The following is a 22,166-nucleotide window of genomic DNA, read 5'->3' on the forward strand; positions in this document are numbered from 1 at the left end:
CAGACCACTTGAATAACGGCCGCTACCAGTAAGGGATCCCACCATGACCAGTGCCGACCCCGCAGCCGCCGCCGCCCTCCAGGCCGGATCCCCGGCCCTGGCCGGCTTCGGCCTGGATTCACTGATTGAGATCTTCGCCTCGCGGGTCGTGGTGTGGCAGCTCAAGGGCGTCCACACGGACCGGGAGGCCCGGGCCATGCGGCTCATCGGCGCCGGATTCATGCTCCTCGTCGCCTACCTGATCATCCAGCTCATCGTGGTCTTCGCCACCGGAGGCCGGCCCGCCGTATCAACGTCGGGCATCATCTGGACGGCCATGACGTTCCTCGTCATGCTCGCCCTGGCCCGGGGTAAGATCCGCACCGGACAAGCCCTGGGCCCGCGAACGCTCATCATCGGAAGCTAACCCGCCAAATAGCACTGATAAAAAACCGCCACTTACCAATGCGATTCACAGCTGAGACGGGGCAGGGTCCCGGAGCCACCGGAAAGCCGGGGGCTTCGACCCACTTCCGAGGGCCGGCCGCCCCGTCCTGATATAGGATCCCTTGCTGAGACGGCTGATGCTCGTTCGGCTCCAACGTCGAACCCACGGCCCCCGCCTGTAGTTGTGGATTTGATCGCTCTTTGGCGGCGTTCTGTGATCGCTTTATGGCGCTAGTGCAGAGGACGAGGTCGGTGCTGCGCGCTGGATGGCCCGGTAGACCGTGGAACGGGCGACGCCAAAGAGTTCAGCGATCTCGCTCGTCGTGTGTGCTCCCTTTCGGTGGAGGCTGACCAGGTGGGCCTCTTGGGCTTTGGAAAGTTTCGGCTTCTTCCCCCGGAGCCGGCCCTTGGCGTTGGCCACGGCCATCCCCTCCCGGGTCCGGGCACGGATCAGGTCGGCTTCGAACTCCGCCACCATCCCCAGGACGTTGAACAGGAGCTTGCCCACTGGATCGTGGGGATCGTAGATGCTGCCGCCAAGGTTCAGGGCCACACCTTTGCGGGTGAGCTCGTCAGCGATGTCCCTAGCATCGGGCAAGGAACGGGCAAGACGATCAAGCTTGCTCACGACGAGAGTATCCCCGGCGCGGCACGCGGCCAGCGCCTTTCCCAGCCCAGGACGCTCACGCTTGGTGCCTGTGAATCCGTGGTCGACGCACCGCTCCGTGGGCAATGAACACCTGCAGGTGTACCTCGACGAGTTCACGTTCCGCTACAACCGGCGCAGCACACCCATGGCGGCCTTCCAATCCCTGCTCGGTCTCGGCGCGCAGCAGGCGCCAGCCACCTATCGCCAAATCGTCGCCCACGGTCCGGGATCGAACAGCACAACCTGAGCTAACCGGATACCCACTAACAGTCTTTTCCTTCGCCCCGTGTACCGGGAACCGTTTCCTGCTGAAACGTCCAATATTGTGGAGGATTCGGATACTCTGCCGGACTCTCTTGACGACGAATCGACCGTCGCTGATTCGAAGTCGGACGATATTCAACGAGAACCCGCCGACGCCGGACGAACTCACTCTGTTGGTATCCAGGGAGAGGCTGTGCTGCCGGCCACCGTCCCGGAGCCGATCAGGAAACCGATGTTCATCTCATTCAAAGATCCGGAAGGCGCCTTCTGGTACCGGTTCGACGAACCAAACGGTCGAACCACTGTGGGTGGCCCATATTCCAGCAAGGCCCCCATGTGGGAGGGCATTGAATCCCTAAGAAGTTACGCAAGTGCTGCTGCCACTAGCGACGTCGAGAAGCCCTAGGGGAAGCCCGTTCACCAGGGGACGCGGACACACCTCGCGAACCTCCAGCTGGGTTGAGGCCGACTAGACGAGGGGAGAGTACGTTATCGCTCCTATTCTTTTACCTCTGACAGAACAGCGGCCAAATACCGCTGCGCCTCAGAGTTCCCGCGGAACCTGTCAATAGCTAACGCCCCAGCGGCCTGGTCTTAGCAACCGATCCTTTGCTGAGATGTCCCCATAGACAAGCGTCCTTTAGATCGCATCCCGTGTGCCGGGGATATTTGGCTACCTGAAAGCCTCGAGTGCCATGCCGACAAAGGCCAGGACTCCCATGCACATGTACATGAAGCCCATGAACTTTATCGTCGGAACATCGGCGAAGGTGAAGCCTTCCGGCGGTATTCCTTTGCTCTCTTTGTACATGCGGGACCAGCCAGTTGCGGCGCCGTTGACGTCCCTGAAAATGCAGAGGCCAAAAAGAAAGATTGAGAGTCCAATGACGGAGACAATCAGCAGCAGCAACCATTCCGGACCCTTCAGCGCTCCAACGAGAAGGCAGAGGACGAAAGACGCGAGGTGGCGGGTGTGGAGGGTGAACACGTGGCCCGGCTGTGGTTTGTCGGCGCGAACCCCTGGCTGGGCGAGGTCTCCCCGATCGAAGCAATCCGGGACATGCGCGCCAAGGATGTCATGGGCGCGGCTGCCGCCATGACCGACGACAGGTTCTCCGCTTGACGCAGGTCTGTGCCGCCAAGGGGCCGGCCTTCGTAGAGGGCCCAGTTCTCCTGAAGGTGTCGTGAGCCGCCAAGTTTGTAGGCCCTGTGCTCCTGGAGGTGTCCTCAGGGGCAATGCGGTGAATCAGAACCCGCCTGTAACCCGTCGGGGTATGGCCGGGACCGAAACGCGGAGTTCAGGGACACATAATTCGGGTTAATCCCGCGTTTGGGGAAATTATCTGGACAAAAACTCACAACGCGTCGAAGGTTCGCGCGGCCTGCCCAGCTTACAAGACCCGGGCGGCTGTCCGTGACGCGGGCAACACCAAACCGGCGCCATCCCTAATTAATGACGCCACTCCGGACAGTTTTCAGAACGATGTTCTGTTCACCGTCGGTATGAACCTCGTAGCTGCGCAGCGGCTCAGCCCCGGTAGTGGAGCTCCCGGTGTCCAGCTCGAAGGCATTCTGGTGCAGCGGGCACATCACCACCCGCTGGTCGATGGTGCCGTCAGCGATCGGCCCGCCCCGGTGGGGGCAGACGGCGGACAGCGCGCGCAGGGTTCCGTCGCGGAGCCGGAAGACCGCCACCTGTTCGCCGTCGACTCCAAAAGCCCGTCCCTCCCCGAAAGGGATCTGATCGACGGGGCCGAGGTTGCGAAGGCCGGCACTCATCGGACGCGTACTCATCGGACCGGCACCTGCGGCAGGACCGTGAGCGGCAGGGAGGTGCGGAACTGGCCCGGCGTGAGCGGATCTTCGCGCTCACTCCACGGATCCACGTAGCTGTCCACGGAGGCTTGCATGGCGGCGTCCAGTTCGGCGGCGATGCCGTCCGCGTCATCAACCACCACGGCACGGATGTGCTCAATGCCCACCCGTGGCACAAAGGCATACGTCCGTTCCAGCCAGTTGGCGTTCTGCCGGTAATACTGCATGAAGCGGCCGGTCAGCAGCTTAACGTCCTCCGGATCATCCACGGTGGCCAGCAAGTCGCCCTTGCGGATGTGGGCTCCCGCCGCTCCCCCGACGTAGACCTCCCAGCGGCCGCCTTCCACCGCCACCACGCCCACGTCCTTGACCAGCGACTCGGCGCAGTTGCGCGGGCAGCCGGACACGGCCAGTTTCAGTTTCGCCGGCGACTCGATGCCCTGGAACCTCGACTCGATCTCGATGCCCAGCCTCGTGGAATCGCCGGTGCCGAAGCGGCAAAAGTCCTTCCCAACGCACGTCTTGACCGTGCGGAAGCTCTTCCCGTACGCATACCCGGAGGGCATGTCCAGGTCGGCCCAGACGTGTGGCAGGTCCTCTTTGGGAACGCCCAAAAGGTCGATGCGCTGCCCGCCCGTCAGTTTGATCATGGGGATGTTGTGTTTTTCGGCGACGTCGGCAATCCGGCGCAGCTGCTGCACGGAGGTCACGCCGCCCTTCATCTGCGGAACCACGGAGAACGTGCCGTCGCGCTGGATGTTTGCGTGCACGCGGTCGTTGATAAACCGGGCATCGCGCTCGTCAATGTACTGGTCTGCCAGCATCATTTTCATCAGCGAGGCGAGGCCCATTTTCGACTTCGCGTCTTCTGCGCTGTCCGGCGCCAGGGCGGCAAACACCGCTGACACCGAGCGGAGCCCCTGCTTCCGGATGGCTGCCATCAGCGAGGGCTTGTCCAGCGGAATGCCCGGTACGTAGTAGCTGGCTGCCGGATCCTCCTCCACGTCACCGTCGGCCGCCCATTCCACCACCTGCTTGACCAGGAGCTTGCAGGAGCCGCAGCCTTTGCCTGCCCGGGTGGCGTCCATGGCGCCCGCGACGGTATTGCAGCCGCCCTTGACAGTGTCCACCAGCGATTTCTTGCTGACGCCGTTGCAGTTGCATACCTGGGCGTCGTCGTCCAGTTCAGCCACGCCCTGCTCCTCGGCCGGGCCGCCCAGATCAAACATCAGCGAGATCCGCTCCTCCGGCAGCGGCAACCCCCTGTCGAAAGCCTGGGTGAGATAGGCGACCTTGCGGCTGTCGCCCAGCAGGGTCGCGCCCACCATTTTGTTGTCCCGTATGACGATCGACTTGAACACGCCCCGGCTCGGTTCGGAGAAAACGATGTGCTCGTCCGTGTCGCGCTCCGGGCCGTGCAGGCCCATCGACGCCACCTCGACGCCGGCCACCTTGAGCTTGGTGGCGATCCGCGAGCCAAGGTACGCCGCGGAGGTATCCGCACCCGTGATGTGGTCTGCCAGGACAACGGCCTGCTCCCACAGCGGCGCCACGAGTCCGTACACCTCCCCCCGGTGCTGGACGCACTCACCCACCGCGTAGATGTCATCCTCGTCCAGGACGCGCAGCTGGTCATCCACCACAATGGCACGTTCAACGGGCAGGCCGCTGAGGACGGCAAGATCGACATTGGGGCGGATGCCCGCGGCCACCACCACCATGTCGCACTCAATGTCCGGCTGGTCCCGCAGCCGGACCCCGGTCACCTTATCCGCGCCGAGGACAGCGGTGGTGCGGCTCCCGGTGTGCACCCTGATGCCGAGGGCTTCCACGCTCCGGCGAAGGATGGCCCCGCCGTCGGGTCCCATCTGGGCATTCATCAGGTGCGCGCCGGAGTGCACCACGTCAACACCGACGCCATGGCTCTGCAGCCCGCGGGCAGCTTCCAGGCCCAGCAGCCCGCCGCCGATCACCACTGCCCGGTGGTGGTGATCATGCCGCGCGTGCTGCACCATGTTGCGGGTGTCATCGATGGTGCGGAAGGTGAACACGCCGGGCTTGAGCGATCCGCCGGGTGTGTACAGACCGTCCATCGGAGGCATGAAGGACCGGCTGCCCGTGGCGATGATCAACACGTCGTAAGGAATGACGTGGCCGTTGTTGGCGAAGACGTACTTGGTGAACCTGTCGATCCGTTCAACCCGGACGCCGGCGTGCAACGTGATGTTGTTTTCCCGGTACCAGGGCAGGGAGTTCAGGAAGATTCCGGAGTCGCTCTCCTCGCCGGACAGGACATGGCTGAGCATGATCCGGTTGTAGTTGCCGTAGGGCTCATCACCGAACATCGTGATGGTGAACTGCTCCGCACCGCCGCGGGCCAGGATTTCCTCCACGGCACGGGCCCCCGCCATCCCGTTGCCGATCACCACAAGCCGGCGGCGTGCGGCGCGCTTCCCCTGCAGCGCCTGGGGCTTGGGCTTGCCCTTATCCAAGATGGTGGTCATCAGTGTTCCACCATGCCCAGGTCTATGACCACGGATCCCTCGACGCCGTCCGCTGCCAGGAGGAACAACTCGATCACCGACCCGCCTTCGATGTCCTCCACCACCCTGAGGGGCACGTGCACGTCGCTCTTGGCGCCGATGGGGAAATACCGCATGGGCACGCCGTCGCGCATCAGGACGATCGTGATCAGCTCGGAACAGGAGTTGCCGCCGCGAAAATAGAGGGTCTGGTTGATGACCCCGTCCGGAACGAAGTGCGCGAGCTCCCGGTGGATGGGAACCGGCTTTTGAAGTCCGGCTCCCTCAAAGCGGAAGACGCCCTGCAGGAAAAGGTTCTTGGTGATCACGGGACAGATCCTTTCGGCCGGCTGAGTACACCCCCGCAGTCGAGCCGCACGGGTGCTACATGAGCGTGGGAATCACAGACTCCCCCCATCCTGCTCCGCGGTTGTTTCGGCCCGGCGCGCAGGGCGTAACGATTCCTTAACGCAAATCTCACCGTTTCCGGAGGCTACGCCAGGGCACCGTCCCGCATGGCGTACCGGAGCCAGTTCCCGGCTTCGGCGCCGCGCTCGTTCCCGATTTCCCGGGCGCAGTTGCTGAACCATTCCCCCAGGGCCCGGTGCGCCTATTCGTGTCCTCATGTGACAAGTAAGGGCGGACTCGGAGTCGCTACCGATGGTTTCCGTTCCAATGTTCCCCATGGGCCGGTCCCTGCAGGATCTGGGCTCATTCTTTGAAATTGACCGGATCCTCTCCGCCCCGGCCGCCCGGTGCATGGAAACCGTGGTTCCGCTGGCGCACCGCGAATCACTGACGGTGGAAGTCACCCACGATCTCTCCGACAGCCGCATCGAACATGCGATGCGGCTTGTCGACGACGCCCGCGGTACCGGCACCGTGCTGTGCACACATGAGGATGTCGTCTCCGGGGTCCTGGCCCGCCTGGCCGACCGCGACCGGACCACCCTGGAGCCCCGCGCCGGCCGGCGGCGCGGCTCCGTCTGGGCTCTGACCGGCGACGCATCGCGCTACACCTCCGCGTACTACCTCCCCATGCCCGAACCGGTCCACGCCCCTGACCTGGGCCCGGCGAATAATTGACGCGACGGAACTCAACAACCAGGTTCGTCAGACGGGACCGCCGCACCATGTGACGTCACGCGGCCGGAAGGCCCGTGTCTGACTTAACTGTCACAACGCGGCGGAAGTCATTCCTGGCTGGCAGAGGGTTCCGCTAACGGGACAAGTTATTGGTCAAGCAAACTCTCAGTAGTCCCCCGGAAATAGTGCCTCCGCCGCCTGCCGCGAGGATGCTGGTCGCCAGCTCAGCGGCCGGTGCGCATCCGATCACGTGCGCAACTCACAACGGCGGACAAGTCGAGCCCGTAGGTCGGCCCTTCGCCGGAACCGTACTCCTCGAGTCGGGCCGCACCGCGCTCGAAGAGCCGGAGCGCGCCAACGCTGTTGCCCCGGGCGGCGTGGGTGAGCCCGACGCAGATCTGGGCGAGACCTTGCCAAAGGTTGCGTTCTTCGGCCGGCCCAGCTTTCCAGCGGGACTCGAGTACCTCATGGGCGGCGAAGGGCCGGCCAGCTTCCACCAGACTCCGGGCCGAGACCAACGTCTGCGCCGGCGGCAGCGGCTCCTCCGAGACCGGCTCGACGCCAGCGCTTCCGTACGGCAGCGGCCGCCCAAGAGCGTCACGTGGCCGGGCCTGCCGCGGGCGCCTTGAAGCATCCCGATCCCTGTCACCGGTCATTGCAGTTTCCGCCCTGAGCGTCCGTGGACCTCACCAACCTTCATACGACCAATGCTAAGACCCTGCCCTTCGAACATCCGTTCCGCCGCAAAGGATGCCGTCGGGACGGCGGCCGCGAGAGAAGAAATGATCACCGCTGGTCGCGTCGCAGGGGGTGATCCTTCGGAACCTCAACGAGCACGATGCGCACCCCGTCGGGGTCCGCGATCCACATCTCCACCAGCCCCCACGGCTCCTGCTGCGGCTTGCGGATCACCGGTACCCCGGCCGCCCGCAGCCGATCGTACTCGAGCTGCACGTCGCGGACCTGAATCCAGATCGCCAGGGCACCCCCCTGCGGATCAGTCGACCGTCCGCTGACCTCGAGAAAACCGTTTCCCAGGAAGAACACCAGGCCCGGCGCATCACGACTCCCGAACTCTCGGTAGATCGCCAAGCCCAACGTGTCCCGATAAAACCGGTGGCTCCGCTCAGGTTCGGACGGATGAAGCAGGATGCGGCTCCCAAGGACTTCCATGTTCTCCATCCTGCCCTCGAGCCATGCACTTCGCTCGCCGCGTGCTTGTGAATTCTTGGTGTTGCGTTCAAGGATCCCGTTGGGCGGCGAGCTGCCACATCGATCGGGGCGCCACGGTCGACGCCGAATCTGCTGCACCGACCGTTCCCCTTACGGACGCACACTGACTAGTTTCCTTGGACAAACTGCCGGTTGAAACTGACTGTGTCCGTGCCAAGCGGCATCTGAGAGGGCGTCATCGCCAACACCCGGCGCGCGTTGTCTTTCCGCTTCTTGAGCTGACCCGGTAGATACCTGCCTCCGAACGCCCTTAGCGTACGATTTTTTCCGTTTTCTGAAGCGACCCCCTAACCGCCGCAAACGCACCAGATGATCCCTCGCCCACATGTGGACGGCCTGAGCTTCCGCATGGCTCCACCCGCCCACATGATGGACGACCGACCACCAACACCTCTAATAGTTCCATTAGAGGCGGTCCGGAAGGGCACCCCGTGGCCCGTTCCGGACCACCCACGGGGACGGCCGCAAGCGCGGCCGGTACGTGATGGCCGGGGCAACAGATGATCTTCCTGGGCTGTTTCGACGCCCTGGAAGCCGAGGGCCGCGCCACCCGCGGCCGCGGGCTTGCCGTAGCTGATCCGGCCGTTACGATGTGAGTCGCAGCGCCTGCCGTGTCCAGGACCGGAGGTTCAGCGATGCCGCACTACCCCGACGAAGTGGTCAGCTGAGCGCGTGAGGATCTGCTGCAGGCACTGGCCGACGAGTCCGGATCCCCGGCCGAGGCACCCGAGGATCCTGGACGCCTACGACCAGGTCATCAGCGGATGGACGCTGAGCGCGGAGGACCCCGACGCCGGGTACGCGCGTTACTTCCAGGATGGGCCCGTAGCCACCCGGCGGGAGCTTGTCGCCGTGCAGGACCGGGCCAACGGGCGCGTCCTGCTGTAGCCGGGGCGCTGCACCTGGTTACGGCCGGGAGACGTATGCGCTGTTATCGGCGTTGGGCTGCCGGCCCCTTACCTCCGGGGCAGCCGCAAGGTGTCGGCCTTGCTATGTGTGCCCCAACGCTGGGGCGAGCTGGCCAAGGTAATAGTTCTTCGGCCAGTGTCTGAGCCGTTGCGGAAGCAGCGGATAAACCCTGGCCAAAAGATTTATCGTGCGTTCGAAACACAGACGGTGCCGCCGGTTCCACGGCAGCCGGAAGTCCTTCCGAAGCTGGCGCGGCAGGAGCCCTGCCGTGATCAGGCGCGCCAGGGGCATGACCAGGCGCATCACGGCCGGTCCGGCTGACGGATAAAGCAGGTCACGTGCGACGCGCACCGCGACCTCGTCGGCTTGCAGTCCGGCCAGGGTGCGGTTCCAGTATTCGCGGAAGGCCGCCCTGTCAGCCGGCCACATCTTCTCCGGCAACTGCAGGGCAGTGCCGATCTTGGCGTACTCGCGGTAGACAACATCGGCCGAGGCGTCGTCGAGCGGACCGTGGATTTTCTCGTGGACCGTGACCATTGTGTCGTACAGGGTTGCAACTACCCAGAGCTGGGTTTCGGCGTCGAAGGCGTTGTACCCCCTCGAGGTGGCGTCCGGCTGGCGGAGGACACGGGCATGGGCCCGGTTCACGACACGCCTGACGGCGGCCACCTGGCCCGAGGTGCCGTAGACCACGGCGTAGACATAGCTCATCGTGCTGCGGAGCCTGTCCAACGGGCGCTCGGAGAAGTTGCTGTGCTCAGCGATGGCATGACCGATGGCAGGATGGGCGATCTGCAGCAACACGGCGCGCCCCGCGCCGGCAAGCAAAACACCCTCCGCCCCGATGTCGGCAAGTCCACGAACCATTCAAATACTGTACCCGAGCGGTTTTCTGGGGCTGTGGCAGGTCCGGATGGCCCGGCAGGACGTTCTCATTCCTAGCCCCCGGTTCACTGCAAGGCTCGTACTCGGATGGGCGCCGCTGGCACGGCCCCGGCTGCTGGGATCAGGTGCGTCGATGCAGTGTGTGGACACCTTTTGTAGGGACTATCGGCCCCTGTCTCAGTAAAGGATCCTTTATCAGGACGGGGCGGTCGGTCGGTCGGTCGGTTGCAGGATCCCAGCAATGCCGGTGTCTACCTGGACGGTGCGTCGTCTCAACAATGTGTCTCACATGGACTATTCTCAACAAAAGGGAAATTGGCCTTTGATGAGCATTTGAGGAGTCGGCGTGGGGAGTATCGGATATGCCAGGGTCAGCACCGTGGACCAGAACGCCGGTCTGCAGCGTACGGCATTGACTGCGGCGGGCTGCCACCGGATCTTCACCGACCACGGCGTGAGCGGAACGAGAGCCAACCGGCCCGAACTGGAGAAGATGCTTGATCACCTGCGGGACGGCGACGAGGTAGTGGTCTGGAAGCTGGACCGGTTGGGACGCAACACCCGCAACCTGCTGGCTCTCATCGACGACCTGGAACACCGGGGCGTGCACTTCCGCAGCGTCACGGAGGGCATCAGCACAACTGGACCGATGGGCAGGGCCATGCTCACCGTCATGTCCGCGTTCGCCCAGCTCGAGCGCGACCAGCTGGCCGAGCGGACCAAGGCCGGCATGGCCGCAGCCGCCGAACACGGACGCAAGGCCGGCCGGCGGGAAGTCACCGCCGCTCATGCAAAGGTCAAGCGAGCCCGTGATCTGAAGGCGCAGGGGCTCACGCCGGCCGACATCGGGAAGATCATTGGGGCCAGCCGCGCCACCGTGTACCGGTATCTGAGGATGGAAAGCAACGAGCTGCCCTGACGAGGGCCGAGGCGATGCCATAGACGGCCGGACGGGCGTTTGACCGGGGCGCCGGGGGGACTGCTGCCGCGTCGATGTGTCTCGTAACTAACGGTGAATACACCGGTTCAGCGGGAAGGTTTCGAGACATAGTTACGGGAATCGCCAGCGACCGACGAACCCAACTGTTTCGCAAAATGAACATTGCCCGGCGACCGTCGACGAGACGCCTCTTGTCCCTAGCGTTTCGAGACGCAATGGTTTCGACACTGAGTCCGTTAAGGAAGGAGCCCGCCGCCGGTGAGGTGGATCGTCTGCGGACTGAGTGGGGGCAGCCAGAGCTTGCGCATCGCGGACCGTCCTGCACGGCTCCAAGCATGCCGGGCCAGGTCTTCACTTCTGAAGAGGACCCCGGGCGCTACGGTTCCCTTTTAATGTTTCCTGCCGAGACGGTGGCGAGGTCCTGTCGGAACGTTTCTGGTTCATTGGCGACGGGGAGGTTGACGTTGTCTTCGGCGGCGTCGAGTGATCCGTCTGTGTCTGCCGTCAATGAGTCAAAGACTGCGGTGAGGTCGTCTTGTTCCGGTCCGTGATCTGCGATGAGTTCGAGAGTTTTGTGGTCGGCGGCATCGATGCGCAGGCTGTCAATGAGGACGCGGGCGATCTGATCGCGGGCGATGACGCCGTCAGCGGGTGAACCGGCCTGGCGTTTGTCGCCTTGGAGCATGACGATGGTGCGCTGGTCGGGTTGGTTGTAGTCGAACCAACCCGGGCGCACGATCGTGTACGGGTTGCCGCTCGCCCGGACAAGCCGCTCGCTCCGGAGCTTCCAGGTAGCATAGGCGACTCCCGGGCGGGTAGTGCCGATGGCTGTCATCAGGGCGATACGGACCCGCCGGCCACGCAGAGCCTTGAGGACGTTGGCGACGCCGGCATAGTCGTTATCCCGGACGTCGCGTTCGCTGGTGGTGGACCCGTGGGTGAAGACAATCGCGTCCACCTCCTGGACAGCCGCGGCAAGGGTTTCGGGACGGGTCAGGTCGCCGACGACGAGTTCGACGCCGTCGGGAAGGATTTTGGCGGCGCGGGCCTTGTCGCGGACGAGGGCCCGCACGGTGTAGCCCTGCCGCAGCGCTTCGGCCGCGGCGTAGCGGCCGATGCTGCCGGTGGCACCGGCAATCAATACCGTTGACGGACGATTGGTCATCGTTTCTCCTTGACTGAGGCTTCTGTTGTTTCACGCTGGGTGGCGGCCCAGCTGGCGAGGACTTTCAGTGCGTCCTCTGAGGGTGTGTTGGGGTCGGCCGTGTAGACGTTGATGCGCAGTCCCGGATCGGCGGGAAGTTCCATTGCCTCGTAGCTCAGGTCCATGTCTCCGACGATCGGGTGGTGCAGGCGCTTGCGGCCGGCGCGGTGGTACTTCACATCGTGGCGGGCCCACCGGGTGCGGAACTCTTCGCTGCGGGTCGAGAGTTCACCGACCAGGTCGGTGAGGTCTCTGTCGTAGGGGTTTTTCCCGGCGGCGGACCGCAGGACAGCGACGACGTCGTCAGCGGCCCGCTCCCAGTCGATGAAGAATTCGCGTGCTTTCGGGTTCAGGAAGGTGAACCGCGCGCTGTTCGGCGGAGCGGCCCCCTCTTTCATCATGTCCAGATATAGTGCCCGGCCCAGCTCATTGGCAGCGAGGACATCCCCGCGGTCGTTGCGTACCCAGGCGGGCGCCGTCGTGATGGCATCGATGACGCGTTGCACGCTCGGCCGAACTGTGTGCGGGCTACGCTTGCGCCGGACCCGGGGGGAAGCGGTCGCGGCGCGGGCCAGGTCGAAAAGGTGGGCCGTTTCGGCGTCGTCAAGTTTCAAGGCGCGGGCGAGGGCTTCGAGGACACTGTCGGAGGCGCCGGAGAGGTTTCCGCGTTCAAGGCGGATGTAGTAGTCGATGCTCATCCCGGCGAGCATGGCAACTTCCTCGCGGCGCAGCCCGGTGACGCGGCGGTTGCCGCCATAGGCCGGAAGCCCGGCTTCCTCGGGCGTGATCCTTGCACGGCGGGAGCTGAGGAACTTCCGCACGTCATCGCTGTGTGTCATGGCAGCCACGCTACGCCGCCGTCCCGAGGGGAGGGAGGGACTGTCATTACCCGGAACGTCAGTGACTCCCGGACCGTAAGAATTCGCGGTTGCATGGAAAGCATGAAACCGGCACCTACCACCGCCCCTCATCCGGGAGCGATCCTGGCGATCATCCTCGCCAGCTACTTCATGATCCTGCTGGACAACTCGGTCATCTTCACCGCGCTGCCCAGCCTTCAAGCCGACCTGCAGCTGAGCACCAGTGAGCTCTCCTGGGTCCAGGATGCCTACACGCTGGTCTTCGGCGGCCTGCTGCTCCTCGGCGCCCGGGCCGGTGACCTGCTGGGCCGGCGGCGCGTGTTCGTGTTCGGGCTGGTGGTGTTCTCACTCGCGTCGCTGCTGATCGGACTGGCCCCGGCGGGCTGGTGGGCGATCGCCGGCCGGGCCGTGCAGGGTATCGGGGCTGCGATCGTGGCCCCCGCGTCCCTGTCCTTGCTCACGGCGAGCTTCCCGGAAGGCCGTGAGCGCACCCGGGCGGTGTCCCTCTACGGTGCGACCGCAGGGATCGGTGCCAGCCTCGGCCTGGTCATCGGCGGCGCACTGGCGCACTGGATTTCCTGGCGCGCCGGGTTCTTCGTCAACGTACCCATCGGCGCGGCGATGATCGCGCTTGCTCCCCGATTCCTCCCGGAAAGCGGACGTGCCAGCGGCCGCTTCGACGTTTCCGGGGCGCTGACTGCGACCCTCGGGGTGGGTGCATTGGTATTTGGGATCATCAATACCGCTGAAGTGGGCTGGACCTCGCCGGTCACCGTTACGGCTGTGGGCGCCGGTGTCGTACTCCTGGTCTTGTTCGTGCTGATCGAACGCAAGGCGGCCCAGCCGATCATGCCGTTGCGGCTGTTCGCGAGCCGCCGGCGCACCGGCGCCTATGTGGCACGCTTCCTCTACCTCGGTGCGATGATCGGGTTCTTCTTCTTCACCACACAGTTCATGCAGGAAGTCCTTGGCTTCGACCCGCTGCAGGCCGGTCTCGGATTCCTGCCCATGACCGCCGTAAACTTCGCCGTCGCGATGAGCATTCCGCCGTTGGTCAGGCGGATGCCGGGCTCGGTTGCCCTGCTGGCCGGTATCCTGATCACCCTCGCCGGGATGTTCTGGCTCAGCCGCGCCGGTGTCGACTCCAGCTATTCGACGGGAGTCGCCCTGCCGATGGTCCTCATTGGCGCCGGCCAGGGCTTCGCCTTCGCGCCGCTGACCTCATTCGGCATCATTGGTGCCCCTGCGGCCGACGCCGGCGCGGCTTCGGGCCTGGTGAACACCTTCCACCAGGTTGGTACCTGCCTGGGGCTCGGCATCGCGGTCGCGGCCGCCGCCACCGTCCCCACCGGAGACCCTGCTGCGGAGCACCTGGCCGCACAGGTCAGTGCCGCACTCACCACGGGCAGCGTCCTCCTCTTCCTGGCCCTGGTCACCACAGCGGCCCTCATCCTGCCCGCAGATCTCGCGGTCCGGCGAGCCGGGAAAACAAGGTCGACCGTGCCCGCACCGGAGGCTGAGCCGGCCCGCTGAACTGTCTGAGACCCGGTCCTCTGGGCTCCACGGACAGAACTTGTCCGCGTTCTCTACCTCCTGAAGGGCAAGCCCTTCATTTCCCTCAACCCAAGCGTTCAACACCACAAAGGAAAAATGCGATGAAAACACGTAAGCTCGGCGACGGCCTTGAAACATCGGCCATCGGCCTCGGCTGCATGGGACTGAGCTTTGGCCTTGGCCCCGCTACCGACCGGACCGACGCCCTTGCCGTCATCCGCTCCGCCGCCGAACGCGGCGTCACCTTGTTCGACACCGCCGAGGGCTACGGCCCCTACGTCAACGAAGAGCTGGTCGGCGAAGCGCTGCAGCCCATCCGCGACGGCGTTCAAGTGGCCACCAAGTTCGGGTTCGACATCAACGCCGACGGGGAAACGGTCGGACTCAACAGCCGCCCCGGGCACATTCGGGACGTGGTTGAGGCGTCACTGCGCCGGCTGCGCACCGATCACATCGACGTGCTGTACCAGCACCGGGTCGACCCTAACGTCCCGATGGAGGACGTCGCAGGCACCGTCAAGGAACTCATCGCCGAAGGCAAGGTACGCCACTTTGGCCTGTCCGAGGCGAGCGAGACAAGCATCCGCCGTGCCCACGCCGTCCAACCCGTCGCCGTCATCCAGGACCACTACTCACTGTGGATGCGGGAACCGGAAACCACGAAGTTCGGGGTCTGCGAAGAACTGGGGATCGGGCTGGTCGCCTGGGGCCCGCTCGGACAGGGCTTCCTCACCGGCGGCATCACCCGGGACATGAAGTTCGACAACCCAAATGATCTCCGGGCGGACTTCCCGCGCTTCACGCCTGAGGCACTTGAGGCGAACTTCGCCCTCGTCGACTTCCTCAAGAATTTCGGAGCCGAAAAAGGCGCCTCCCCGGCGCAACTGGCACTGGCCTGGCTCCTCGCCCAGAAACCGTGGGTCGTTCCGATCCCCGGCGGCACCCGCCTGACCCACCTGGACGACAACCTGCCCGCGGCCGACCTCGAACTCAGTGCGAACGACCTGCAGCGGATCGACGAAGCCCTCGCCGCGCTCGACCTCGTCGGCGCACCGCTTTCGGCAGGGCTGGACGCCGCCATCGACCGCGACCACTAACCACAGGGTCAACTGCTGGCCAATCATCGGCACCCCCGGGGCGCCCACAATTGGCCAGCCCCGACTCTCACCGAAACCGCCCGCTGAACCAACACACCTGCACTTCATGGGGGTACTGACATGCACTCCCAAGCGGTCCGTGACCGGTGTTGACTGGAAGCCGGCAACAACCACTAAGGAACCCTGACCATGCGAGCAACACTGATGTACGGCGCCGGAGACGTGCGCGTCGAAACCGTTCCCAACCCCACCATCCAGGAGCCCACTGACGCTATCGTGCGCATCCTCGCCGGCTGCATCTGCGGCAGCGACCTGTGGCCCTACGCCTCCAAGCCGGAAACCTCCGAAGGCGCCCGGATGGGCCACGAGTTCGTCGGCGTCGTCGAAGAACTCGGCTCCGAGGTGACCGGCCTGTCCGTGGGTGACTTTGTCATCGCACCATTCGTGGCCTCCGACGGCACCTGCGATTTCTGCAAGGAAGGACTGCAGACCTCCTGCCGCCACGGCGCCCACTGGGGCGGTCACGACGACGGCGGCCAGGGCGAATTCGCCCGGGTCCCGCAGGCGTCGGGCACCCTCGTCGTGGTGCCGGGGGGCTTCGACGAGAAGCTGATCCCGTCACTGCTGAGCCTCTCCGATGTCATGTCCACCGGATACCACGCGGCCAAGAAGGCCGGTATCCAGCCCGGCCAGACGGTCACCGTGATCGGTGACGGCGCTGTGGGACTCTCAGCGGTTCTCTCCGCCAAGCTCATGGGCGCCTCGCGCATCATCCTCATGGGCCGCCACCAGGCCCGCACCGACCTCGGCCGCGAATTCGGCGCCACCGACGTCGTCGCCGAGCGCGGTGAGGAAGGCATCGCCAAGGTCAAGGAACTCACCAACGGCGACGGAACCCATGCCGTGCTCGAAGCCGTGGGCCTCAAGCCAGCGATCGAGATGGCGATCGGTGTCGTGCGCGACGGCGGCGTGATCAGCCGCGTCGGAGCACCCCAGTTTCCTGAGGTGCCGTTCGGCTTCCCCGAGTTCATGCGCAACATCACGCTCACCGGCGGCGTCGCACCGGCCAGGGCCTACATCGAGGAGCTGCTGCCGCTCGTGCTCGACGGCACCATCGAACCCGGCAAGGTCTTCGACCGCACCATCGGCCTGGACGACGTCCCGGCCGGCTACAAGGCCATGGCCGACCGCCAAGCACTCAAAGTACTCGTCCGCCCGTAACGAAAGGACCAGGACCTTATGGACATCAGACTCAACAACGGGGTCGTCATGCCCGCCCTTGGGCTCGGAGTCTTCCAAAGCCCACCGGAAGAAACAACGGCCGCGGTCGAGGCCGCCCTTGCTGCCGGTTACCGGCACATTGACACTGCCGCCGCCTACGGAAATGAGCGGGAGGTCGGCGACGGCATCCGCAGCTCCGGGCTCGACCGGTCGGACGTGTTCATCGAGACCAAGGTCTGGGTCAGCGACTACGGCTACGACCAGACGCTGCATGCCTGGGACAAGGCGACCGGCAAGCTCGGGGTGGACTACCTGGATCTGCTGATCCTGCACCAGCCGGTCCCGAGCCGCTTCGAGAAGACCATCGCCGCGTACAAGGCGCTGGAGACCCTGCTCGCCGACGGGCGCGTGCGGGCCATCGGTGTAAGCAACTTCATGCCGCACCACCTCAAGCAGCTGCTCGCCGAGACCGACATCGTCCCGGTCGTGAACCAGGTGGAGCTGCACCCGTACTTCAGCCAACCGGATGTCCGGGCAGCCGACGCCGAACACGGCATCACCACCCAGGCATGGTCACCGATCGGCGGCATCACCTTCTACCCCGGCTGGGGCGAGAACCGGAAGAACGTCATGCAGGACCCGGCCATCGCCGCCATCGCTGAAGCGCACGGCAAGACGCCCGCGCAGGTCATGCTCCGCTGGCACCTGCAGCAGGGCCGCTCAGCCATCCCGAAATCGACCAACCCGGCACGCATCGCCGAGAACTTCGACATCTTCGACTTCGACCTGTCCTCCGACGAGCTTGCGGCCATCGACGCGTTGGACACCGGCGTGCGCAACGGCCCGGACCCGGACCTCTCCCGCGACCAGTGGTTCGACGTGTCCATCCCCGAAGCCTAAGCACGGCAGAACCAGACCAGAGAGAAGGTACCAGCATGGACTACCGCCCGCTTGGCCGCACCGGAGTCAAAGTCAGTCCCCTGTGCCTCGGTGCGATGATGTTCGGCCCCTGGGGCAACGAGGACCGCGCTGACAGCATCCGCATCATCCACCGTGCCCTTGATGCAGGGATCAATTTCGTCGACACCGCGGACGTCTACTCCGGCGGGGTATCCGAAGAGATCGTCGGGCAGGCGCTGGAAGGCCGGCGTGATGACGTCTTCCGCGCCACCAAGTTCTTCATGCCCATGAACCAGGATGACCCCAACCAGCGCGGCGGCTCCCGCCGGTGGATCATCCGGGAGGTGGAGAACTCGCTGCGTCGGCTGAACACCGACTACATCGACCTCTACCAGGTCCACCGGCCCAGCCCGGACACCGACGTCGAGGAAACCCTCGGCGCGCTCACCGACCTCGTCCGCCAGGGCAAGGTCCGGTACATCGGATCCTCGTCCTACTCCGGATCCCAGATCGTCGAAGCCCAATGGGCGTCACGGGAACGGAACCTGGAACGGTTCGTCACAGAACAGCCGCCCTACTCGATCCTCGTCCGCGGCATTGAGGAAGACATCCTCCCTGCCGTGCAGCGCCACGGAATGGGCACCCTCACCTACAGCCCGCTCAGCGGCGGCTGGCTCTCCGGCCGCTGGCGCAAGGACTCAGCCTCGGCACCCACGTCAAGTGCCCGCCCGAGCGCCCGCTTCGACCTGACGAGCCCGGCCAATCAGCGCAAGCTCGACATCGTCGAAGAACTTTCCCAGCTTGCCGAACAATCAGGTATGACGCTCATTGAGCTGGCTATCGCGTTCGTGATCAACCACCCCGGCGTCACGTCCGCGATCGTGGGCCCGCGCACCATGGAGCAGCTGGAGTCCTACCTCCCCGCGGCGGCCATCACGCTGTCAACTGATGTGCTGGATAGGATCGACAAGCTCGTAGCCCCAGGTGTCACCGTTAACCCCGATGACAACAGCTACGGCGCACACGAACTCACCGCACAGGCACGGCGACGGCACCAATCATGAGCGACAAGTTGATGGGTGCGCTCTACGAAACCATGTGTGATGCGATGGTGGCTGCTGATATCGCCGAGCTGGACGGCCTTCTCGCCGACGAATTCACGCTCACCCACATGACGGGCTACGTGCAGTCAAAGGCTGAATGGCTGGACGCCATCGAAACCGGCCAGATGCAGTACCACCGGATGGAGACAGTCGAGGCAACCTCGAGCCCGGAGGGGACCACGCCCGGGCTGACCGCCCGGACGCTTACCGACGCCACGATTTGGGGGTCGAGGGCCACGTGGCGGCTGACGCTACGTTCCTGGTTCGAGCCTCGAGGCGAGGAATGGGTCATCGCAAGAACGGTCGCATCGACCTGGTAACAACCCACCACACAACGGTGACGGTGCGCTGCATGCGGTTCATCGTGATGCCGCTGTTCCTGTTCTCCGGTACCTTCTTCCCGCTGGACACCCTGCCGCTGGGCGTCCGCTGGATCGGCTGGATCTCACCGATCTGGCATGGCACTGAGCTCGGCCGGGTGGTCAGCTACGGCTACCTGGAGGCCCCGCTGCTGACCGTCGCGCACCTCGTGTTCCTGCTGGTCCTCGCCGTCGTCGGCTGGATCCTGACCAAGCGGCAGTTCGCCAAAAGGCTGGGCTCATGAGCGCCGTCGTCGAAAGCCCCAATTCCGGGAACTCCAGCGTCACGGAGGCCGCCCGCAACCGGCGCCTCGGGCCGCTCTACTCGCGCAACGTGCGCGCCGTCGTCGCCCGCGGGCTGATGGCCACCAAGAGCAGCAACTGGATGGTGATTGTCTCTGGCTTCTTCGAGCCGGTGCTGTACCTGATCGCCATGGGCGTGGGCTTGGGCGCGATCGTCGGTGCCGTGCGGGGGCTAGTTGGGATTGCCCCCCCGCGGATACGTTCGCCCGGGGTGGAAGCGGGGCGGCGGGCGGCGCGGGTTTGCGATAATGGGGGAATGCGATCTCTGGGCAACTCCGCGTCTTCCAAGCCGTCCGCGTACAACGCCGCCACGGGCAAGTTCTCGATGTTCCGGATCGGCGGTCTTGGCATGACCGTCTTCATCATCGCGTTCCTGGTCGCGGTCATCTTCGCGGCCAACCAGAACGACGTCGTGGGATGGGTCGTGGCGATCATCGCCGCCTTCTGGCTGGCCCTGGCATCCTTCGTGGTCTTCAGCATCCAGAAGGCCGCCAGGAAGGCCGCCGCGAAGCTCAACGAAGCGCAGAACGCGTTCAACGCGGCGACCGGCCGGGCGCCGTCGTCGGGCAGCGTTGACCACGGCAACACCCGCCTCGTGGCCCAACGCCGCGAAGCCGACGAGGTCCGCGACCTCAAACTGGACCACTCCTTCAAGATCGTCCAGGTGCAGGTCCGCGTCGTGGAGCAGGAACAGGCCAAGGGCGCCGCCTCGGACCAGGACACCATCCGCCGGGCGCTCGACACCATCGAAATCACCGCCACCAACGCGCGGGACATGATCAAGTCCTCCGGCGGAAGCGACGAGCCCGTCTCCGGAACCATCATCGACTAGAGTGGATCGGGTGAGCTCGGCATTGGAGAAGGAAAACCTTCGCATCGCATCTGTCAACGTCAATGGCCTTCGCGCCGCCTACAAGAAGGGCATGGCGGAATGGCTGGAGCCCCGCGGAGTGGACATCCTGTGCCTGCAGGAAGTCCGTGCCCCTGACGCGATCGTCCACGAACTGCTCGGCGAGGGCTGGTACATCCTGCACGCCGAAGCCGAGGCCAAGGGCCGCGCCGGCGTCGCCATCGCCTCCCGCGCCGAACCCGTCGCCACCCGGGTGGGCATCGGCGAGGACTACTTCGCCACCGCCGGCCGCTGGGTCGAGGCCGACTACATCGTCCGGGACGCCCAAGGGCAGGCCTCCCGGCTGACGGCGGTCAGCGCCTACGTGCACTCCGGTGAGGCCGGCACTCCGAAGCAGGACGACAAGTTCCGCTTCCTGGACGTCATGATCAACCGGCTGCCCGAGCTGTCCAAGCACAGCGACCATGCCCTCGTGGTCGGCGACCTGAACGTGGGCCACACCGAGCTGGATATCAGGAACTGGAAGGGCAACGTCAAACGTGCCGGCTTCCTGCCGGAGGAGCGCGCGTACTTCGACCGCTTCTTCGGCGAGGAGATCGGCTGGAAGGATGTTCACAGGGGCCTGGCGGGTAACGTCGACGGCCCCTACACCTGGTGGTCGCAACGGGGACAGGCCTTCGACACCGACACCGGCTGGCGCATTGATTACCACATGGCCACGCCCGCTCTCGCTGCTGCTGCAGTGTCAGCCGTTGTTGACCGGGCACCGTCCTGGGATACCCGCTTCTCTGACCACGCCCCGCTGGTAGTGGACTACCGGCTCTAGTCTTAAGGCTTCAACGAATGACCTCTCCTTCAACTGCGACCACCGGCACCGAACCCGCGCCCGCCGCCACGGCGGCAGTGCCCGTCGCCACCTCACCCGGCACGTCCGCTCCTGCCCCGGCCGCCACCGCCACCGCCGCCAGGCACCGCATCCTGTCCGGAATGCAGCCCTCCGCCGACTCCCTGCACCTGGGCAACTACCTCGGCGCCCTGGTGAACTGGGTCCGGATGCAGGACGAGTACGACGCGATCTTCTTCATCCCGGACCTGCACGCGATCACGGTCCCGCAGGATCCGGCGGAGCTGGCCCACCGCACCCGGGTCACGGCCGCGCAGTACATCGCCGGCGGCGTGGACGTGGACAAGTGCACCCTCTTCGTCCAGTCCCAGGTGCCCGAGCACGCCCAGCTGGCCTGGGTCCTGAACTGCATCACGGGGTTCGGCGAGGCCTCCCGGATGATCCAGTTCAAGGACAAGGCCGGCAGGCAGGGCTCCGACCACGCCAGCGTCGGCCTGTTCACCTACCCGGTCCTGCAGGCCGCGGACATCCTCCTGTACCAGCCGCACGGCGTCCCGGTGGGTGAGGACCAGCGTCAGCATGTGGAACTCAGCCGCGACCTCGCCCAGCGCTTCAACACGCGCTTCGGAGAGACCTTTACAGTTCCCCAGCCCTTCATCCAGAAGGAATCGGCGAAGATCTATGACCTGCAGCACCCCACTGCCAAGATGTCGAAGTCGGCGGAGTCACCGGCCGGCCTGATCAACCTCCTGGACGATCCCAAGGTCACGGCCAAGCGGATCAAGTCAGCCGTGACGGATGCCGAGACCGAGATCCGCTTCGACCGCGAGGCCAAGCCCGGCGTCTCCAACCTCCTCGCCATCTATTCGGCCATCACGGGGCAGAGCGTCGAGGCACTCGTCGCCGCCTACCAGGGCAAAATGTACGGCCACCTCAAGGTCGACCTGGCCGAGGTCGTGGCCGATCGCCTGACACCCATCCGGAACCGGGCCAACGAGCTGCTGGACGACCCCGCAGAGCTGGACCGTCTGCTGGCCCTCGGCGCGGACAAGGCCCGCGAGATCGCCTCCGTCACCCTCCGTGACGTCTACGCCAAGGTGGGTTTCCTGCCCTACGCCGGAGCCCACGGAGTCCGCTAGGCC

23 protein-coding genes and 4 pseudogenes are annotated in these 22,166 nt (G+C 65.1%); 17 read left to right on the forward strand and 10 right to left on the reverse strand.

Features of this window, described 5'->3' with window-relative positions; genetic code table 11:
* Positions 1-43 precede the first annotated feature (43 nt).
* Positions 44-406 carry a hypothetical protein gene (locus ACQCSU_RS17185; protein WP_426976466.1) on the forward strand — a complete coding sequence of 121 codons (363 nt, stop codon included), beginning with the start codon at positions 44-46 and terminating at the stop codon, positions 404-406.
* Positions 407-649: 243 nt separating this feature from the next.
* Here ACQCSU_RS17185 and ACQCSU_RS17190 read toward each other — a convergent pair.
* Positions 650-1,141 (reverse strand): annotated as a pseudogene (locus tag ACQCSU_RS17190) (recombinase family protein); the annotation flags it as partial.
* On the opposite strand from ACQCSU_RS17190, the pseudogene ACQCSU_RS17195 reads away from it, so the two are divergent.
* Positions 1,140-1,322, forward strand: a pseudogene (locus ACQCSU_RS17195) (IS1595 family transposase); the annotation flags it as partial. The pseudogenes ACQCSU_RS17190 and ACQCSU_RS17195 overlap by 2 nt on opposite strands.
* Before the next feature lie 690 nt (positions 1,323-2,012).
* On the opposite strand, the gene ACQCSU_RS17200 reads toward ACQCSU_RS17195, so the two are convergent.
* The gene (locus ACQCSU_RS17200; protein ID WP_426976467.1) at positions 2,013-2,327 is read right to left on the reverse strand and encodes a hypothetical protein; all 315 of its coding nucleotides are present in this window, start codon (positions 2,325-2,327) and stop codon (positions 2,013-2,015) included.
* Here ACQCSU_RS17200 and ACQCSU_RS17205 point away from each other — a divergent pair.
* The gene (locus ACQCSU_RS17205) at positions 2,313-2,462 is read left to right on the forward strand and encodes a hypothetical protein (RefSeq protein ID WP_426976468.1); all 150 of its coding nucleotides are present in this window, start codon (positions 2,313-2,315) and stop codon (positions 2,460-2,462) included. The two genes, ACQCSU_RS17200 and ACQCSU_RS17205, sit on opposite strands and share 15 nt — an antisense overlap.
* 323 nt (positions 2,463-2,785) lie before the next feature.
* On the opposite strand, the gene ACQCSU_RS17210 is transcribed toward ACQCSU_RS17205, so the two are convergent.
* From ACQCSU_RS17210 to ACQCSU_RS17220, 3 genes are all read right to left on the reverse strand, one after another.
* A complete protein-coding gene (locus ACQCSU_RS17210) occupies positions 2,786-3,133 on the reverse strand; it encodes a Rieske (2Fe-2S) protein (RefSeq protein WP_426976469.1) in 348 nt (115 codons plus the stop codon).
* Positions 3,130-5,565: a nitrite reductase large subunit NirB gene (nirB, locus tag ACQCSU_RS17215; protein WP_426979824.1), complete on the reverse strand. Its 2,436-nt coding sequence runs from the start codon at positions 5,563-5,565 to the stop codon at positions 3,130-3,132. The genes ACQCSU_RS17210 and nirB overlap by 4 nt, the downstream gene beginning before the upstream one ends.
* Positions 5,566-5,657: 92 nt before the next feature.
* Positions 5,658-6,005 (reverse strand): molybdopterin oxidoreductase, encoded by a 348-nt coding sequence (locus ACQCSU_RS17220; RefSeq protein WP_426976470.1) that lies wholly within the window; start codon positions 6,003-6,005, stop codon positions 5,658-5,660.
* 331 nt (positions 6,006-6,336) lie between these two features.
* Between ACQCSU_RS17220 and ACQCSU_RS17225 the strand changes: the two genes are divergently transcribed.
* Entirely contained in the window at positions 6,337-6,762 is a 426-nt protein-coding gene (locus tag ACQCSU_RS17225; RefSeq protein WP_426976471.1) for a hypothetical protein, read from the forward strand.
* A gap of 224 nt (positions 6,763-6,986) precedes the next feature.
* On the opposite strand, the gene ACQCSU_RS17230 is transcribed toward ACQCSU_RS17225, so the two are convergent.
* Together ACQCSU_RS17230 and ACQCSU_RS17235 are read right to left on the reverse strand one after the other, a co-directional pair.
* A complete protein-coding gene (locus ACQCSU_RS17230; RefSeq protein WP_426976472.1) occupies positions 6,987-7,418 on the reverse strand; it encodes a DUF309 domain-containing protein in 432 nt (143 codons plus the stop codon).
* Between the two features lie 130 nt (positions 7,419-7,548).
* Positions 7,549-7,944: a VOC family protein gene (locus ACQCSU_RS17235; protein WP_426976473.1), complete on the reverse strand. Its 396-nt coding sequence runs from the start codon at positions 7,942-7,944 to the stop codon at positions 7,549-7,551.
* 723 nt (positions 7,945-8,667) lie between these two features.
* Between ACQCSU_RS17235 and ACQCSU_RS17240 the strand changes: the two genes are divergently transcribed.
* Positions 8,668-8,883, forward strand: a complete 216-nt coding sequence (locus tag ACQCSU_RS17240) for a hypothetical protein (RefSeq protein ID WP_426976474.1) — start codon at positions 8,668-8,670, stop codon at positions 8,881-8,883.
* Positions 8,884-8,985: 102 nt separating this feature from the next.
* Here the strand turns inward: ACQCSU_RS17240 and ACQCSU_RS17245 are convergent, their stop codons facing one another.
* On the reverse strand, positions 8,986-9,771 hold the full coding sequence (locus ACQCSU_RS17245) for an oxygenase MpaB family protein (protein WP_426976475.1): 786 nt from the start codon (positions 9,769-9,771) through the stop codon (positions 8,986-8,988).
* A 364-nt stretch (positions 9,772-10,135) separates the two neighbouring features.
* Between ACQCSU_RS17245 and ACQCSU_RS17250 the strand changes: the two genes are divergently transcribed.
* Complete coding sequence (locus ACQCSU_RS17250) at positions 10,136-10,708, forward strand: recombinase family protein (protein WP_426976476.1); 573 nt, start codon at positions 10,136-10,138, stop codon at positions 10,706-10,708.
* 397 nt (positions 10,709-11,105) lie between these two features.
* On the opposite strand, the gene ACQCSU_RS17255 is transcribed toward ACQCSU_RS17250, so the two are convergent.
* Together ACQCSU_RS17255 and ACQCSU_RS17260 are read right to left on the reverse strand one after the other, a co-directional pair.
* The gene (locus ACQCSU_RS17255) at positions 11,106-11,894 is read right to left on the reverse strand and encodes an SDR family oxidoreductase (RefSeq protein WP_426976477.1); all 789 of its coding nucleotides are present in this window, start codon (positions 11,892-11,894) and stop codon (positions 11,106-11,108) included.
* Positions 11,891-12,772, reverse strand: coding sequence for a helix-turn-helix transcriptional regulator (locus ACQCSU_RS17260; protein ID WP_426976478.1), 882 nt, complete (start codon positions 12,770-12,772; stop codon positions 11,891-11,893). The genes ACQCSU_RS17255 and ACQCSU_RS17260 overlap by 4 nt, the downstream gene beginning before the upstream one ends.
* A gap of 93 nt (positions 12,773-12,865) precedes the next feature.
* Here ACQCSU_RS17260 and ACQCSU_RS17265 point away from each other — a divergent pair, with 93 nt between their 5' ends.
* From ACQCSU_RS17265 to trpS, 11 genes and pseudogenes are all read left to right on the forward strand, one after another.
* On the forward strand, positions 12,866-14,326 hold the full coding sequence (locus ACQCSU_RS17265; protein WP_426976479.1) for an MFS transporter: 1,461 nt from the start codon (positions 12,866-12,868) through the stop codon (positions 14,324-14,326).
* A gap of 122 nt (positions 14,327-14,448) precedes the next feature.
* Positions 14,449-15,444 carry an aldo/keto reductase gene (locus tag ACQCSU_RS17270; RefSeq protein ID WP_426976480.1) on the forward strand — a complete coding sequence of 332 codons (996 nt, stop codon included), beginning with the start codon at positions 14,449-14,451 and terminating at the stop codon, positions 15,442-15,444.
* Between the two features lie 189 nt (positions 15,445-15,633).
* Positions 15,634-16,665 (forward strand): zinc-dependent alcohol dehydrogenase family protein, encoded by a 1,032-nt coding sequence (locus ACQCSU_RS17275; RefSeq protein ID WP_426976481.1) that lies wholly within the window; start codon positions 15,634-15,636, stop codon positions 16,663-16,665.
* A gap of 18 nt (positions 16,666-16,683) precedes the next feature.
* Positions 16,684-17,565 carry an aldo/keto reductase gene (locus ACQCSU_RS17280; RefSeq protein ID WP_426976482.1) on the forward strand — a complete coding sequence of 294 codons (882 nt, stop codon included), beginning with the start codon at positions 16,684-16,686 and terminating at the stop codon, positions 17,563-17,565.
* A gap of 35 nt (positions 17,566-17,600) precedes the next feature.
* Positions 17,601-18,629 (forward strand): aldo/keto reductase, encoded by a 1,029-nt coding sequence (locus ACQCSU_RS17285; protein WP_426976483.1) that lies wholly within the window; start codon positions 17,601-17,603, stop codon positions 18,627-18,629.
* Positions 18,626-18,988 (forward strand): nuclear transport factor 2 family protein, encoded by a 363-nt coding sequence (locus ACQCSU_RS17290; RefSeq protein WP_426976484.1) that lies wholly within the window; start codon positions 18,626-18,628, stop codon positions 18,986-18,988. The genes ACQCSU_RS17285 and ACQCSU_RS17290 overlap by 4 nt, the downstream gene beginning before the upstream one ends.
* A gap of 32 nt (positions 18,989-19,020) precedes the next feature.
* Positions 19,021-19,272, forward strand: a pseudogene (locus tag ACQCSU_RS17295) (ABC transporter permease); the annotation flags it as partial.
* Positions 19,269-19,502, forward strand: a pseudogene (locus ACQCSU_RS17300) (ABC transporter permease); the annotation flags it as partial. The pseudogenes ACQCSU_RS17295 and ACQCSU_RS17300, both read left to right, overlap by 4 nt.
* Positions 19,503-19,586: 84 nt before the next feature.
* Entirely contained in the window at positions 19,587-20,162 is a 576-nt protein-coding gene (locus tag ACQCSU_RS17305; protein WP_426979825.1) for a hypothetical protein, read from the forward strand.
* A gap of 10 nt (positions 20,163-20,172) precedes the next feature.
* Complete coding sequence (locus tag ACQCSU_RS17310) at positions 20,173-21,006, forward strand: exodeoxyribonuclease III (protein ID WP_426976485.1); 834 nt, start codon at positions 20,173-20,175, stop codon at positions 21,004-21,006.
* A 17-nt stretch (positions 21,007-21,023) separates the two neighbouring features.
* Positions 21,024-22,163 (forward strand): tryptophan--tRNA ligase, encoded by a 1,140-nt coding sequence (gene trpS, locus ACQCSU_RS17315; protein WP_426976486.1) that lies wholly within the window; start codon positions 21,024-21,026, stop codon positions 22,161-22,163.
* Positions 22,164-22,166: the final 3 nt, after the last annotated feature.

This window comes from Pseudarthrobacter sp. O4 (assembly GCF_050157025.1).
In the GTDB taxonomy this organism is placed as follows: Bacteria; Actinomycetota; Actinomycetes; order Actinomycetales; family Micrococcaceae; genus Arthrobacter.

Coding starts and splice junctions, on each gene's coding strand:
- ACQCSU_RS17280 (WP_426976482.1), top strand. CDS start 16,684: ATGGACATCAGACTCAACAACGGGGTCGTCATGCCCGCCCTTGGGCTC.
- ACQCSU_RS17265 (WP_426976479.1), top strand. CDS start 12,866: ATGGAAAGCATGAAACCGGCACCTACCACCGCCCCTCATCCGGGAGCG.
- ACQCSU_RS17230 (WP_426976472.1), bottom strand. CDS start 7,418: ATGACCGGTGACAGGGATCGGGATGCTTCAAGGCGCCCGCGGCAGGCC.
- ACQCSU_RS17255 (WP_426976477.1), bottom strand. CDS start 11,894: ATGACCAATCGTCCGTCAACGGTATTGATTGCCGGTGCCACCGGCAGC.
- ACQCSU_RS17235 (WP_426976473.1), bottom strand. CDS start 7,944: ATGGAGAACATGGAAGTCCTTGGGAGCCGCATCCTGCTTCATCCGTCC.
- trpS (WP_426976486.1), top strand. CDS start 21,024: ATGACCTCTCCTTCAACTGCGACCACCGGCACCGAACCCGCGCCCGCC.
- ACQCSU_RS17285 (WP_426976483.1), top strand. CDS start 17,601: ATGGACTACCGCCCGCTTGGCCGCACCGGAGTCAAAGTCAGTCCCCTG.
- nirB (WP_426979824.1), bottom strand. CDS start 5,565: ATGGCGGGGGCCCGTGCCGTGGAGGAAATCCTGGCCCGCGGCGGTGCG.
- ACQCSU_RS17305 (WP_426979825.1), top strand. CDS start 19,587: ATGCGATCTCTGGGCAACTCCGCGTCTTCCAAGCCGTCCGCGTACAAC.
- ACQCSU_RS17275 (WP_426976481.1), top strand. CDS start 15,634: ATGCGAGCAACACTGATGTACGGCGCCGGAGACGTGCGCGTCGAAACC.
- ACQCSU_RS17210 (WP_426976469.1), bottom strand. CDS start 3,133: ATGAGTACGCGTCCGATGAGTGCCGGCCTTCGCAACCTCGGCCCCGTC.
- ACQCSU_RS17225 (WP_426976471.1), top strand. CDS start 6,337: ATGGTTTCCGTTCCAATGTTCCCCATGGGCCGGTCCCTGCAGGATCTG.
- ACQCSU_RS17185 (WP_426976466.1), top strand. CDS start 44: ATGACCAGTGCCGACCCCGCAGCCGCCGCCGCCCTCCAGGCCGGATCC.
- ACQCSU_RS17260 (WP_426976478.1), bottom strand. CDS start 12,772: ATGACACACAGCGATGACGTGCGGAAGTTCCTCAGCTCCCGCCGTGCA.
- ACQCSU_RS17290 (WP_426976484.1), top strand. CDS start 18,626: ATGAGCGACAAGTTGATGGGTGCGCTCTACGAAACCATGTGTGATGCG.
- ACQCSU_RS17245 (WP_426976475.1), bottom strand. CDS start 9,771: ATGGTTCGTGGACTTGCCGACATCGGGGCGGAGGGTGTTTTGCTTGCC.
- ACQCSU_RS17270 (WP_426976480.1), top strand. CDS start 14,449: ATGAAAACACGTAAGCTCGGCGACGGCCTTGAAACATCGGCCATCGGC.